The sequence below is a fragment of the Aliirhizobium wenxiniae genome (genome assembly GCF_019511445.1).
GTDB lineage: Bacteria > Pseudomonadota > Alphaproteobacteria > Rhizobiales > Rhizobiaceae > Neorhizobium > Neorhizobium wenxiniae_A.
In genome coordinates this window covers 1-13072 of record NZ_JAEUAN010000028.1, presented here as the reverse complement: position 1 = coordinate 13072, position 13072 = coordinate 1, and the positions used below count along the sequence as shown (strand labels likewise).

The following is a 13072-nucleotide window of genomic DNA, read 5'->3' as shown; positions in this document are numbered from 1 at the left end:
GGTTGCAGATCTAAAAAAAGCCTGGCGAAAGCCGGGCTTTTTTCGTTTTGTGTCGTGGCGGGCTAAAGGGGGGTGTCATGACAAAAGACAAGGAATTTGAAGATCTTCGCCGGGTGGCGATCATGGGCAATGGCGGCTCGGGCAAGACATGGCTCGCCCGCAAGCTATCCCTATATCTCGATCGCGCTCCCGTTCATCTCGATGATGTTTATTGGCAACCCGGTCCGCATGGCATCGCCCGCGACAAGGCGATCGTAATCGAGGAGATGCGGGAACTTTCGATGACGTCGCGGTGGCTGATCGAAGGTGTCTATGGCTGGCTGATCAATGTCATCCTGCCGCGGGCGACGACACTGGTGTTTCTCGACCTGCCGGAAGACGAATGCATCGCCAATATCAGGGCGAGGGGCAAGCAGCGTGGAGAAAGCGACGAGAGCTTCGAGGAACTGCTCGACTGGGTATCGAAATATCGCGAGCGGAAAAACAACTGGAATTCGTTCGAAAGCCATCTGCGGATGTTCGAGGAATTCCCGAACGAAAAAGTGCGGCTCAGAGGCCGCACCGAAATTCTCGAATATCTGGACCGGCTGGCTGGTCGCTGATCAGCTGCCGAAGGCCGTCTGCAGCAGGTTGAGCTGCGAGCGGACGCTGTTTTCATTGTCCGGAACGGTAACGGCGTCGGACGGGCGATAGATTTCGCGGTCGAGAAGTGCGACGCGGTTCTGGAGGCGCAGCGAACGCTCGACGAGATCGCGAAAACCTTCCGGAAGTTCGTTCCAGCCCGGCGCATTGCGGTCGACGTTGAAACCGTCGAGGCGAACCTTGTTCTTCTCTGCCAGAACCTGATCCTTCGACATTTCGCCATTGTTGACGGCGCGCTGCAAAAGCAGCCACGATGCCATCTGCATGAGGCGAGTCGTCAGGCGCATGGATTCAGCGGCGTAGAGAACCGAGGCGATACGTGGCAGGACCTTCGATGCGGCGCGACCCGTTCCGTCGAGATAGGTCGCGGTCTCTTCCACCAGGGACATGCCCTCGGAGTAAAGTGTCTTGAACTGCGAAGAATTCGCTGCGCGACCGGCGAAATTGACGGTATTCAGACCCTGTTCTTGCATGAATGTCATCCTGCTAACGCAACCACGATGAGGCAATGGCGGGATGTAGCGAAAGGTTCCATCGCCGCCCTCATTGACTTGAACATGATCTTTATAATTGAAATCCGCAAGGCGTTTATTAAGGAAAGGTTAATACCCACAAGAAGCGGTAAACCGATGCGGATGTTCTTGTTTTGGAACAGATTTCCGGAAATCGCAAGAGAGGCTGCGAAGGGTCCGCACACGGCCGAGTAAAGCAGTTTTGTGGCGGCCTGAAAAAAGAAGAGCCGCGGAAAGGCGGCTCTCAAGGTAAAACAGGGAGAAATCAGACCATTCGCCGGGTGGTGAAACTGTCTGAGTCCAGGAAGCCTGGACGGTCCGATAATGTCTGTTAATGATTAATATCCACTTAAAATCCCCAGGCTTTACTTGGGCATTTTCGGATCGCCTCACTTCTTGAAGAAGTTGTCGGCCGCCATTCGGCCCGCCTGTTTCTTCTGCTTGTCGGCTTCCAGCCGCGCGATTTCTTCCTTCAGAAGATCGATTCGAGCGTCGAGATCGCCCACCGAGAGCATGGAAAGATCCGAGCCGATCTCATGGGCGAGCTTCTTTACCGGTCGGTCGTCGTCGAAAAATGTCATCCTCAGTTCCTCCGGTCTTCTGTCGTGCCTTCAGCCTGTGCTGCACGCGGGTCGAGTGCCAGGCTCTCCGGTGTCGTCATCGGCGATGTCGCGGCCGGGGCGACCGTGTAGGCATCACGATGCTCCGCCGGTACCGGTGCCCGCTGGCGGCTGCGGATGATGGCATAGGCCGTGATCAGGATATGCGCGATCGCGGTGACGAGAAAGAGCGCATAAGGTCCGGCCCAGGTCATGACCGGGCCGCCGAGCGTCGGGCCGATAATGGTGCCGATGCCGTAGAGCAGCAGCAGTCCGCCCGAAACCTTGACGAAGTCCTCCGGCGAGGCGAAGTCGTTGGCATGGGCAACCGCGATCGGATAAAGCGCGTTTGCCGCCGCACCATAGATCGCGACCAGCACGATGATCCCGTAGGCATCGGTCGGCCGCACCATGGCGACGACCAGTCCCGCGAGCGCTGCGGCGGCGGAAAGGCCCGCCAGTACGTAGCGACGGTCCATGCGATCGGAGAGGCGGCCCGCCGGAAACTGCATGATCGCGCCGGCAAAGATGGTGATCGTCACCATAGCCGCCACCGCCCCCTGAGAGAGGCCGGCGCGGTTTGCGAAGACCGCGGCCAGAGTGCCGTAGGCGCCATTGGCGATGCCGATCAGGAGAATGCCGACGAAGGAGATCGGCGAGTTTTTAAACAGCCCCCTTAAGTCCAGCTTGGCGCGTTTGAGCGGCTGGGGGGACGCGGCCTTCGAGAGCGTCGTGGGCAGTGCGGCGATGCTGTAGAGAATGCCGCAGATCATGAACAGCGTCGTCGTCGTCACGTCGGCGAAGGGAACCAGCATCTGGCCGCCGACGACGCCGAAGAGCGTGATGGAAATGTAGAAGGAAAAAATCGTGCCACGGCTTTCCGGCGTCGCCCGCTCGTTCAGCCAACTTTCGATAATCATCGATGTGCCGGCGGTGCAGAAGCCGGTGATGGCTCTCAGCGTCAGCCATGCCGTCTGGTCGACCAGCAGGCCGGTCAGCAGTACGTTCAGGCAGATCAGTGCGAGAAAGCCGGAAAAGGCGCGGACATGGCCGATCCGTCGGACCACGTTCGGGGCAACGAAACAGCCGATGACAAAGCCTGCAGCCCAGGTGGTGCCAAGCAGGCCGAGCGTCTCGTTGGAATAGCCTTCGAGAGAGCCTCTGAGCGGCAGGAGCAGGCCCTGGAGGCCATTGCCAAGGAAGAGAAAAAGGGTTCCGGATAAAAGGGCGAGGACGGGAAGCAGGTTTCGTCTCATCGTCTCACAAATGGGTTCGTGTCAAACAATCAATAGCGCCGTTGCCTGCCGTCAGGCGTGTTGCGCCTTGCCGCAGGGAACGGTAACGAGGGACGGGGCTCGCTGTTGATTTGTTTGCCCCTCCCAAAGCCTATCTGTGGTGGAGTTTAAAAATGTCTACCCTGTGGCGGAAAGCGAAAAGATCGCAGCAGGGCGAACAATGACAAAAGCAATCTCCATCCTGCTCATGCTCGGCATGGTCGTTCAGATCATAAGGCCACTGGGCTTTCCGGGCCTCAAGCGCCGCATGGACTTCTGGAAGCTCGCCGTGCTTGCTTTCGTCATCTGGACCATTGCGCTTCTAGGCCGCGAGTTCTTCTGATCAGCATTCGACACTGCCGCGCATAACGAAGACCGATCGGCCGCTGATGCGGACATCGGTCACCTTGCCCTGCTGTTTGATGACATCGAGTTCGATAATGCTCCGGCGGCCCATTTCCACGCCCTGTTCGATGGTGAGGTTGGTGCGGATATCCGCCTCGGGCATGCTGGCGACCAGATAGGCGCCGAGCGCACCGGATGCGCTTCCCGTCGCGGGATCTTCCGGAACATCGTCGAGCGGAGCGAACATGCGCGCTCGGATATGATCCGGTCGCGATGGGTCGCGGACGTAAAGAAAAACGGAGAAGCCCAGGCCATCGCCGGGATGACGGGCGACTGCCTCGCGGAAGGCCGCAAGATCCGGTAGAGCGCGGCCAAGGGCGTCGAGGCCATCCAGTTCGGCAAGGACGAAGCCGAGGCCGACAGAGGCGAAGACCGGAGGGTGCCGATCGATGCGGACATTCTTCGTATCGATCGCAACGCAGCGGGCCACCAGCTCTGCGGCCACCGTCTCTCCGATTTCGAGCGATCTCGGGGCGCGGATCGAGGCAGCGGCGACCTTGCCGGCTTCGCGCTTCAACTCCACCTCGACGAGACCTGCCTTTTCCTCGAAACGAAGGCTGTCGCCGACGGGCTTGCCGAACAGGTTTGCCTCCTGACCTAGAACGTAGGCCGTGCCGACATTCGGATGGCCGGCGAACGGCACTTCCAGCGTCGGCGTGAAGATGCGGACATGGGCGCTGTTGGCCGGATCTTCGGGCGGCAGCACGAACGTGCTTTCGGAATAGCCGAATTCGGTGGCGATCTGTTGCATCTGCTCCGTCGTCAGGCCGCGCGTGTCAGTGATGACGGCAAGCGGATTGCCGGTGAAGCGTTCGGCAGTAAAAACATCGACAGTGACGAATTCGACTTTGGGCATGGTATCCTCCAAGGGTGAGGGACGATGCTTAAGCGGCTGCGATGCGGCTCACCAGTCAAACTTTGTGATGGTGTCAATCAACGGAAAAACCGCGCCGTTGCCGACGCGGTTTTCTCCCTCCCTGCAGCATCCGCGCTCAATTAAGGCTGCGGACCGGCTGCAACGATTTCGGCGAAAAGGCTTGGATCATGCAGCCTTTTCGAGATCCTTCTTCCAGGTGCCCTTGGCGGCGAGCGTGTTCATCTCGGCGCGGTGCTGGAAGGCGCGCTGGCCGGCTGCAACATTCTCGGACTTGCCGCCCCATGCCTTGAGGGCGGTTTCCTGCAGCGCGCGGCCGTAGGAATAGGTCAGCTTCCAGGGCAGGTCGTAACCGGCAACCATGGTCGATAGGTGAGCAGTTGCTTCTTCCGATGTCTGGCCGCCGGAGAGGAAGGCGATGCCGGGTACTGCGGCAGGAACGGTTGCCTTGAGAACCTTGACGGTGCGCTCGGCAACTTCCTCGACGGACGCCTTGCGGGCCTTGATGCCGTCAATGACCATGTTCGGCTTCAGCACCATGCCTTCGAGATCGACGCGGGCGTCGAACAGGTCGGCAAAAACGGTCTGCAGCACGTGCTGGGTCACTTCGGCGCAACGCTCGATGTTGTGGTCGCCGGGCGTGCCGTCCATCATGACTTCCGGCTCGACGATCGGCACGATGTCAGCCTGCTGGCAGAGTGCTGCATAACGGGCGAGCGACTGCGAGTTGGCCTTGATCGAACCCCAGCTCGGGCGCTGGTCGCCGATGGTGATGACGCCGCGCCACTTGGCGAAACGGGCACCGGCTTCGCGATATTTGCGCAGGCGCTCATAGAGGCCATCGAGACCTTCTGTGATGAATTCGTGCGGGTGGAGCGCCATCGGCTTTGCGCCGATATCGACCTTGATGCCGGGGATGGAGCCGGCGGCATTGATGATGTCGACGAACGGCGTGCCGTCGGCTGCTTTCTGGTAGAGGGTTTCCTCATAAAGGATGACACCGGAAATGCAGTTCTTCATTGCGGATTCGGTGCGGAAGAGCATCTCGCGGTAGTCACGGCGGCTCTCTTCGGTAGACTCGATCCCGATGCTATCGAAGCGCTTTTTGATCGTCCCGGTGGACTCGTCGGCGGCCAGGAGGCCCTTGCCGTTCGATACCATTTTGAGTGCAATATCTTCCAGACGTTCGGTCATTTGTCGATCTCCAACACTTGATATCTGAGGCGATAACAGATGTAGGGCGGAAGTAAATCCACGGCTAAATATTTGAAACGATTGAATTCAATTCAATCGTTTAAAACATCTAAAAAATTTAAAGGGGTCTTGAAACGCGAATGCGCGGAGCTATGTCCGCGCACTCTGGTTGTAGTCGAGCTGTGGATAAACAGCGATCAGGCCGTCTTGGACAGAACTGCCACGCCTGGCAGTTCCTTGCCTTCCATCCATTCAAGGAAAGCGCCGCCTGCTGTCGAGATGTAGGTGAAGTCGTCAGCGACGCCTGCATGGTTCAAGGCTGCGACCGTATCACCGCCACCGGCGACCGAGGTCAACTTACCGGCTTTGGTCTGTGCTGCGGCAAACTTTGCGGCTGCAACGGTCGCTGCGTCGAAGGGTGTGATTTCGAAGGCGCCGAGCGGGCCGTTCCAAACCAGCGTGGAAGCCTTGCCGATCCATTCGTTGATGGCTTCGACCGACTTCGGGCCGACGTCGAGGGCCATGGCATCGGCCGGGATGGCGTCGATGGCAACGGTCTCGTTTGCGGCATTGGCCTTGAACTCACGAGCAACGACGGCGTCGATCGGAAGAACGATGGAGCAACCGGCGCTTTCAGCTTCGGTCATGATCGTCCGGGCGAGGTCGCCAAGGTCGTGTTCGCAGAGCGACTTGCCGACATTGATGCCCTTGGCAGCGATGAAGGTGTTGGCCATGCCGCCGCCGATGACCAGCGCATCAACCTTCTTTACGAGGTTCTGCAGCAAGTCGATCTTGGTCGAGACCTTTGCGCCGCCAACGATGGCGACCGTCGGGCGAACCGGTGCGCCAAGACCCTTTTCCAGCGCTTCAAGCTCTGCCTGCATGGTGCGGCCGGCGTAAGCCGGAAGGTGATGGGCAAGGCCTTCGGTCGATGCGTGGGCGCGGTGAGCGGCGGAGAAGGCGTCGTTGACGTAGATATCGCCGTTTACGGCAAGCGCTTCAGTGAAGCCTGCTTCGTTCTTTTCCTCGCTCTTGTGGAAGCGGGTGTTTTCCAGAAGCAGGATGTCGCCGTCCTTCATCGAGGCGACGGCCTTTTCGGCGTCGGGGCCGATGCAATCGGCGGCGAAGAGGATTTTGGTGCCGAGCACTTCGTTGATGGCCGGTACGATCAGCGAGAGAGACATGTCGGCGACAGGCTCACCCTTGGGGCGGCCGAAATGGGCAAGCAGGATGACCTTGGCGCCCTTTTTCGACAGTTCAAGAATGGTCGGGGCAACACGCTCGATGCGGGTCTTGTCCGTTACCTTACCGTCGGCAACCGGTACATTGAGATCGACGCGTACGAGAACGCGCTTGCCTGCAGGGTTGCTGATGTCGTCAATAGTCTTGAATGCCGGCATGGGCTAATCCACTCCTTGAGTGCTGAAATAGGACCGAGCGCCCTTGAGCGCCCGGCCGCTGAAACTGGGCGGACCATACTATGGTTGCAGCCCGACGCAAGGGCGCCAAGAGCCGCAGCGGTCCCTCAAATATAGCCTATTGCCTTTGGGTGGGCACCGGCTTTCCGCGGTATTTGCGGATGAGGTCGCGCACGCGGTGGGCGATCTCGCGCATGTTGATGAAGATCGGCAGGTTAGTAGTCGGCTCGACCGGTTCCAGCGACACGCCGATGGAGCGGATATGGTTCAACTCATCGACTTCACGGACGATCAGAACGATCGAGCCGAAGCGCATGCGGTCGGCATATTCCGCCTTGCCACCAAGGCGGGCGATGATGAGTTCGCCAACCGTCATGCTCTGTTCGGCCGTGGAGAGAAGGCCGGGACCGTAGGCGGCGTCGAGTTCCTTTGCCGGGCGGGCGGGGGAGATGGCGAAAGCGCCGAAGAATTCCTCGTCATTATCATCCACCGGCGCGCGCGCTGCAAACAGGCGGTCGAGCAGTTTTGTGTAGGTCGGGGCGACGAAGAGATAGACCTGATCGCCTTCCCTCAATCGTCCGGCATATTGATAACGCATGCTCTTTGCATCGCGGATGACGAGCGAAGGCATGGCCCAGCGGGGGATGCGCTCGCCGCGCATGATCGGGCTGTCCTTGATGACCTTGTAGGAGATCAGTTCGTGCTGGGCGGCGCCCGGCAGATCCAATTCGATCTTATCGACTGCGCCCATGCGAGGCGGAATGATGAGGCCCAGTTTTGTCGCCACCGGCTTGATCGTCCAGCCCTGCAGGCAAAGCGATACGAGGACGATGATGAAGGCGGTATTGAAGAAGAGTTCGCCGTTCTCAACGCCGCTCAAGAGCGGCATGATCGCGAGCAGGATCGAGACCGCACCGCGCAGGCCGACCCAGGCGACGAAACCGATTTCCTGCTGGGTGAAATCGAAGGGCAACAGGCTCAGCCAGACCGCGATGGGCCGGGCGACGAAGATGAGGAACAGTGCAAGGCCGATCGCCGGCAGGAGGATCGCCGGAAACTGCGATGGGGTGGCGAGCAGGCCGAGGACGAGGAACATGATGATCTGGGCAAGCCAGGTCAGCCCCTCGTTGAAGCGCATGATCTGCTGCTTGGCGTACATTTTGCGATTTCCGGCATACATGCCTGCGACATAGACCGCGAGAAAGCCGCTGCCGCCCATGGCGCCGGTGAAGGCGAAAACGAGCAGAGCGAGTGTCAGGACAAAGATCGGCGCGAGGCCACGGTCGGAGGTAAAGCGGTTGAGGATCGCGACGATCATCATGCCGCCGAGCAGGCCGAAGACGAGGCCAAGCCCCATTTCCTCGAAGAAGGTGAGGAAGAAATGCAGGTCGATGCCGGAAAGGCGCTGACCGGTGCCGATCAGCTCTGCAATCGCGATGGTCAGGAAGATCGCCATCGGATCGTTGGTGCCGGATTCGACTTCGAGCGTCGAGCGCACCTTGTCGCGGATGTTGATGCCGCCGATTCGAAGCAGGAAGAAGACGGCGGCCGCATCGGTGGACGCGACGATAGAGCCGAGCAGCAGTCCTTCCAGCCAGCCGAGGTTCAGAAAAAACGCTGCGGCAAAGGCGAAAATGCTGGCGGTCAGCAGGACGCCGACCGTTGCCAGCGTGATTGCCGGAACGGCCGCGATCTTGAAGGAATGGATCGGGGTGATGAAGCCGGAATCGAACAGGATGACGGCGAGCGCCAGAGACCCCAGCATGAAGGTGAAGGGATAGTTGGAGAATTGTATTCCGAGGCCGTCAACACCAGCGAGAAGGCCGATCGATAGAAAGACGAGAAGAAGCGGTGCGCCGAAGCGGAAGGCGAGAAGGCTTGAGAAGGCCGATACGAGCACCAGAAGGGTGCCGATCAACAAGACGATATAAAAAGCCTCCAACGGCCCCGACCTCTTTGTTTGCCGCCATGCTCTCGGATCAGGCAGCACGTGGTGGTCGCGGAGCCGTGATGGAGCCGCGGGTCGTGTGTCGAAGCGGGGGCAGATCCGGCGCATGCCGGAGCGAATCGTTACGGTGTGCAATTAGGCAGGAATGAATCCGGCAAGAGAAGGGCAGGGCGGAAAAAAGACGGTCTTACTCCTTGGTGCCTTCAGCTTCTCAAAGAACGGAGAGCCCACACGAATGCGGAACCGCGATTGGGTGGATAAGGCGGCTCCGCATTCGCGTGGCCTTCGGCGTTTTCTCGGGACTTCCGGTCTCTGCGGGTGATCTTCTCGCCTCGCTGCACGCAGGATCGCTCTTGGGCTTGGACGGCTCAACCGAACCCGGCATGGCTGCCGGGGGGAGGCTTGATAGGAGAGCCGGTTTTTACGCCGCACCCTCCATGCGTTTCACCCCTTCCGCTCTTGCCGCACGTTACGGTTCAAACGAAAGCGCCGGCTCCCGCCTGCCCGCGAACGTCTCGCGAAACACTCCGGCGACGGAAGCGGGGGAATTGTATGCATGAAAGAATGGGGTGGGGATGATGGGCGCAACTGCGCATTTTTTCGCGCGAGCGTGCCCGTTTTCTTAGTGCCGTGGCAATGGAACGGTGCCGTGTCGAAAGGGGCTTTCCGTCCGCAAACATACCTGCTTGACGGATTCCAAGGACATTCAAAAACTGGTGCCCTACTTTCCAGTTTGCTGCGGAGGCAGCAAAACATTGATTGGAGGATTAGTGTGACCAGACGTCATTTTATCGAATTGAACAAACGGCAATTGATCGGGCTAGGGGCTGTAACCGCGATTGGCGCAATGGCAGCACCCGCCGTGCTGCGGCAGGCGCATGCAGAAGCGTCGGGTATTCCGACCGAATGGAAAGATCCCGAAACCGGTTATCGCATCGTGCGCCTGTCACGTGAGGACAATTCCCGCTCGCTCTATTTCCATGACAATGCGTTCACCGCCGACGGGCGATGGATGGTTTTCGAGCGGCCGGAAGGCCTCTCGCTCGTGGACTTCACCAGTATGGCGGTCCAGCCCCTTGTCGCCGGTCAGTTCAAGGTGTTGATGGTTTCGCGAACGAAGCCGATCCTCTATGCCGAGCGCCTGAAGCCCAAGGGAGATAAGAGTGGTCGCGACTATATTTCCGTGACCATTCCCGATGGCAAGATTGCCGAGATCGCCACCGGCGTGAACGGCCAGATCTATTCGGTGAATTCCGACGACACGCTGCTGCTCGGCACATGGGTGGAGCGAGAATACGAGCTGCAGCCTGGCCCCAAGGTCGCCAACACGGATGGCGGTTACAATGCTGTCGGTCCTGATGGAAAGCCGCTCTCTTTCCAGGCGGCCAAGGAAGTGCGTCTTGCCGAACGGCTGAACCAGCGCATCCCGATGGAGATTTTCACGCTCAACATGGAAGGGAGAGATCGCAAGGTTGTCACAGGCTCGACGGACTGGCTCAACCATGTGCAATTCTCGCCGGCGGATCCAAAGCAGATCATGTACTGCCATGAAGGCCCGTGGCATGGCGTCGACCGCATTTGGTCTGCGAGAACGGATGGCGGTGAGCCGCAGCGTGTCCACAAGCGCTCGATGAACATGGAAATCGCCGGACACGAGTTCTTCTCCTATGACGGGGGTACGATCTGGTACGATCTGCAGACGCCGCGCGGGGAGGACTTTTGGCTTGCCAGCTACGACATGGCGACCGGAAGCCGAATCTGGCGGCATATGGAGCGCGATGCATGGTCGGTGCATTTCCAGGTCTCGCGTGACGGCAAGCTGCTCGCCGGTGACGGCGGCGACGAGACGATGGTCGCCCGCGCAAAGGACGGTAAATGGCTCTATCTCTATGAGGAGGAGATCATCGAGGATCTGGGTGTGTCAGCGCCCGATGCCAAGGATCTGGTCCGCCCCGCCGTGCTGCATCCCAAGCGTATAGCCGATCTGCGCAAGCATGATTACCGCGTGGAGCCGAACATCCAGTTCTCGCCGGACAATCGCTGGCTGGTGTTCCGGTCGAACATGCATGGACCGATCCACACTTATGCCGTGGATATGACGTCCGCTTGATTGGCGGCAGATGAACTGAGATCCGGCCGTGGAGGCGGCCGGATCGGACGCGGAGTTCGGTTGCGCAGAGTAGCAGAGGCTGGATTGGCCGTAATCGATCTTTCATCTTCGACTTGGGCGCTCGACGGCTGCTTCGCCATCAATTATCTATAATTCATGACGACAGCCAAATCAGACACGATTGCCTCCCGTATCAGCCGAGAGCTTGCCGAGCGTATCGTGACCGGCGTGATCGCCGCCGGGGCGAGGCTCAGGCAGGATCATATTGCCGAGGAGTTCGGGGCAAGCCATGTGCCGGTGCGTGAGGCGTTTCGGCGGCTGGAGGCGCAGGGGTTGGTTGTCAGCGAGCCGCGCCGGGGGGTGAGGGTCGCGGGCTTCAGTCTCGACGAGGTGAAGGAAGTGGCTGAAATGCGCGCTGCGCTGGAAGTGTTGGCTTTGCGCCATGCCGCGCCGCATCTGACAAGGGCCATTCTTGATGCGGCCGAGGCGGCCAACCATGCCGGCGAAAAGGCTGTCGATGTGCAGGCGTGGGATGAGGCAAACCGGAGTTTTCATCGCCTGATCCTCAGTCCTTGCGGCATGCCGCGCCTGCTCAAATCCATCGACGACCTGCAGGTTGTCGGTGCCCGATTGCTGTTTTCCGGATGGCGGGCCGAGTGGGAGGCGCCGACGGATCGGGATCATCGCGCCATTCTCTCCGCGCTCAGGGCCGGAGATGTGGATCAGGCCGCCTCGGTTCTTGCGCGACATGTGCAGTGGGTCGGGCCAAGCCCCCGCAAAAGCTAAAATTTCTTTGCGATTTCAAGGCGTTTTGCTGGCCGTGAATTTCATGGCTTGCCAATCCTGCTGCTCTGTGGACTCATTAGCTATAGATTACTGAAATTATCTATAATTTGGAGATCCATATGAACTACGCTTCTACTCGCTCTGCCAAGCCTGCCTTCAGCCCGCTTGATCTGCAGAATGCCTCGCTGGTGCTGCGTGGCCTAGCCATCGTGCTCGGCACCGGTATTCTGGCCGCGTCTTCATACGTTTCGGTGCCGATGATACCCGTGCCGATCACCATGCAGACACTGGCTGTGACGCTGATCGGTGCGCTTTACGGTTGGCGTCTGGGGGCAGCGACGGTTGTCGCATGGCTTGCAGAGGCTGCCATGGGTATGCCGGTTCTGACCAACGGAGCTGGCGGGCTTCATGCTTTTGCAGGCCCGACATCCGGGTATCTCTTCTCCTTCCCGATCATCGCAGCCGTCACGGGCTTTCTGGCGGAGAAGGGCTGGAATGGGCATCGCCCGGTTCTGGCGTTCGTGGCGATGATGCTCGCCAATCTTCTATGCCTTGTCATCGGGGGCGTCGTGCTGGGCTTCATGATCGGTGTGGAGAAGGCATTTCTGCTCGGCGTGCTGCCCTTCCTCGTCGGGGCTGCACTGAAATCCGCGCTTGGTGCGGCTCTTCTTCGTCTGCTGACGCGTGGCAAGGTTCGGCCTGCCGCATGACGGTTCGGCTGAGGCCGCATCATCTCCTTTGCCTGCTCACCTATGTGGGCAAGGGATACACGCCCGGTTTCGTCGCCAATTACGATCGCATCGCTCTCAGGCTTTCGAAGGGTGAGGATGTCCTTGTCGTCGACGGCCTGGACGATATCTGTGCGGCGCTGCTCTGCGAACCCGACGCGCATTGCTTTCGCGACAGTGTGCGGAGGCGCGATGCGCAGGCGGCCTACGATGTCGGTGATCTGCTGGGTATGGAAATATCGGCAGGTGTGCGGATCGAATTGCATCCCGGGCTGTTGGCGCGGATGCGCAAGGCTTTTGCAGAGGGTGTGACGCGAAAAGCCTGTCGTGGATGCGAGTGGTCGGAACTTTGCAGCGGTATTGCGGCCGGGGGATATGGTGATGTGCGGGTGAGGGCGGTGGCTGAGGTCTGCTGGTAAGTGCTCGGGTCAAGGCCATCGCTATCGCAGATGAAGCAAGTCCCCCTCTGGCCTGCCGGCCATCTCCCCCACAAGGGGGGAGAAAGCCAGCCGCAAACGCCTGCCTCGATTGAGTTTCGACGGATTGGCTGGGTTAAGCCCTCCCCCTTTTGGGAGGGTGGGG

At 59.7% G+C, this 13072-nt stretch carries 13 protein-coding genes; 6 read left to right on the top strand and 7 right to left on the bottom strand.

Features of this window, described 5'->3' with window-relative positions; all coding sequences use genetic code 11:
- Window positions 1–77 precede the first annotated feature (77 nt).
- Window positions 78–602, top strand: coding sequence for a P-loop NTPase family protein (locus tag JNB91_RS26060; RefSeq protein ID WP_223218394.1), 525 nt, complete (start codon window positions 78–80; stop codon window positions 600–602).
- Here JNB91_RS26060 and rcdA read toward each other — a convergent pair whose 3' ends face one another.
- The 3 genes from rcdA to JNB91_RS26045 all read right to left on the bottom strand — a co-directional run bounded on the left by rcdA (window position 603) and on the right by JNB91_RS26045 (window position 3009).
- Window positions 603–1115, bottom strand: a complete 513-nt coding sequence (gene rcdA, locus JNB91_RS26055) for a protease adaptor protein RcdA (RefSeq protein WP_220328402.1) — start codon at window positions 1113–1115, stop codon at window positions 603–605. It abuts the gene before it with no gap.
- 428 nt (window positions 1116–1543) lie between these two features.
- On the bottom strand, window positions 1544–1735 hold the full coding sequence (locus tag JNB91_RS26050) for a DUF1192 domain-containing protein (RefSeq protein WP_220328401.1): 192 nt from the start codon (window positions 1733–1735) through the stop codon (window positions 1544–1546).
- A 2-nt stretch (window positions 1736–1737) separates the two neighbouring features.
- A complete protein-coding gene (locus tag JNB91_RS26045; RefSeq protein ID WP_220328400.1) occupies window positions 1738–3009 on the bottom strand; it encodes an MFS transporter in 1272 nt (423 codons plus the stop codon).
- A 199-nt stretch (window positions 3010–3208) separates the two neighbouring features.
- Between JNB91_RS26045 and JNB91_RS26040 the strand changes: the two genes are divergently transcribed.
- Window positions 3209–3370, top strand: coding sequence for a hypothetical protein (locus tag JNB91_RS26040; RefSeq protein ID WP_220328399.1), 162 nt, complete (start codon window positions 3209–3211; stop codon window positions 3368–3370).
- On the opposite strand, the gene JNB91_RS26035 is transcribed toward JNB91_RS26040, so the two are convergent.
- The 4 genes from JNB91_RS26035 to JNB91_RS26020 all read right to left on the bottom strand — a co-directional run bounded on the left by JNB91_RS26035 (window position 3371) and on the right by JNB91_RS26020 (window position 8860).
- Window positions 3371–4288, bottom strand: coding sequence for a PhzF family phenazine biosynthesis protein (locus tag JNB91_RS26035; protein ID WP_220328398.1), 918 nt, complete (start codon window positions 4286–4288; stop codon window positions 3371–3373).
- 186 nt (window positions 4289–4474) lie between these two features.
- Window positions 4475–5500 (bottom strand): class I fructose-bisphosphate aldolase, encoded by a 1026-nt coding sequence (locus tag JNB91_RS26030; RefSeq protein ID WP_220328397.1) that lies wholly within the window; start codon window positions 5498–5500, stop codon window positions 4475–4477.
- Window positions 5501–5697: 197 nt separating this feature from the next.
- Window positions 5698–6900 (bottom strand): phosphoglycerate kinase, encoded by a 1203-nt coding sequence (locus tag JNB91_RS26025; protein WP_220328396.1) that lies wholly within the window; start codon window positions 6898–6900, stop codon window positions 5698–5700.
- Window positions 6901–7036: 136 nt separating this feature from the next.
- A complete protein-coding gene (locus tag JNB91_RS26020) occupies window positions 7037–8860 on the bottom strand; it encodes a potassium/proton antiporter (protein ID WP_220328395.1) in 1824 nt (607 codons plus the stop codon).
- A 778-nt stretch (window positions 8861–9638) separates the two neighbouring features.
- On the opposite strand from JNB91_RS26020, the gene JNB91_RS31500 reads away from it, so the two are divergent.
- From JNB91_RS31500 to JNB91_RS26000, 4 genes are all read left to right on the top strand, one after another.
- Entirely contained in the window at window positions 9639–10976 is a 1338-nt protein-coding gene (locus JNB91_RS31500; RefSeq protein ID WP_220328394.1) for an oligogalacturonate lyase family protein, read from the top strand.
- Window positions 10977–11132: 156 nt separating this feature from the next.
- The gene (locus tag JNB91_RS26010) at window positions 11133–11762 is read left to right on the top strand and encodes a GntR family transcriptional regulator (RefSeq protein ID WP_220328393.1); all 630 of its coding nucleotides are present in this window, start codon (window positions 11133–11135) and stop codon (window positions 11760–11762) included.
- A 119-nt stretch (window positions 11763–11881) separates the two neighbouring features.
- On the top strand, window positions 11882–12472 hold the full coding sequence (locus tag JNB91_RS26005) for a biotin transporter BioY (protein ID WP_220328392.1): 591 nt from the start codon (window positions 11882–11884) through the stop codon (window positions 12470–12472).
- Window positions 12469–12909, top strand: a complete 441-nt coding sequence (locus JNB91_RS26000; protein WP_220328391.1) for a DUF1284 domain-containing protein — start codon at window positions 12469–12471, stop codon at window positions 12907–12909. The genes JNB91_RS26005 and JNB91_RS26000 overlap by 4 nt, the downstream gene beginning before the upstream one ends.
- The last annotated feature ends 163 nt before the right edge of the window (window positions 12910–13072 follow it).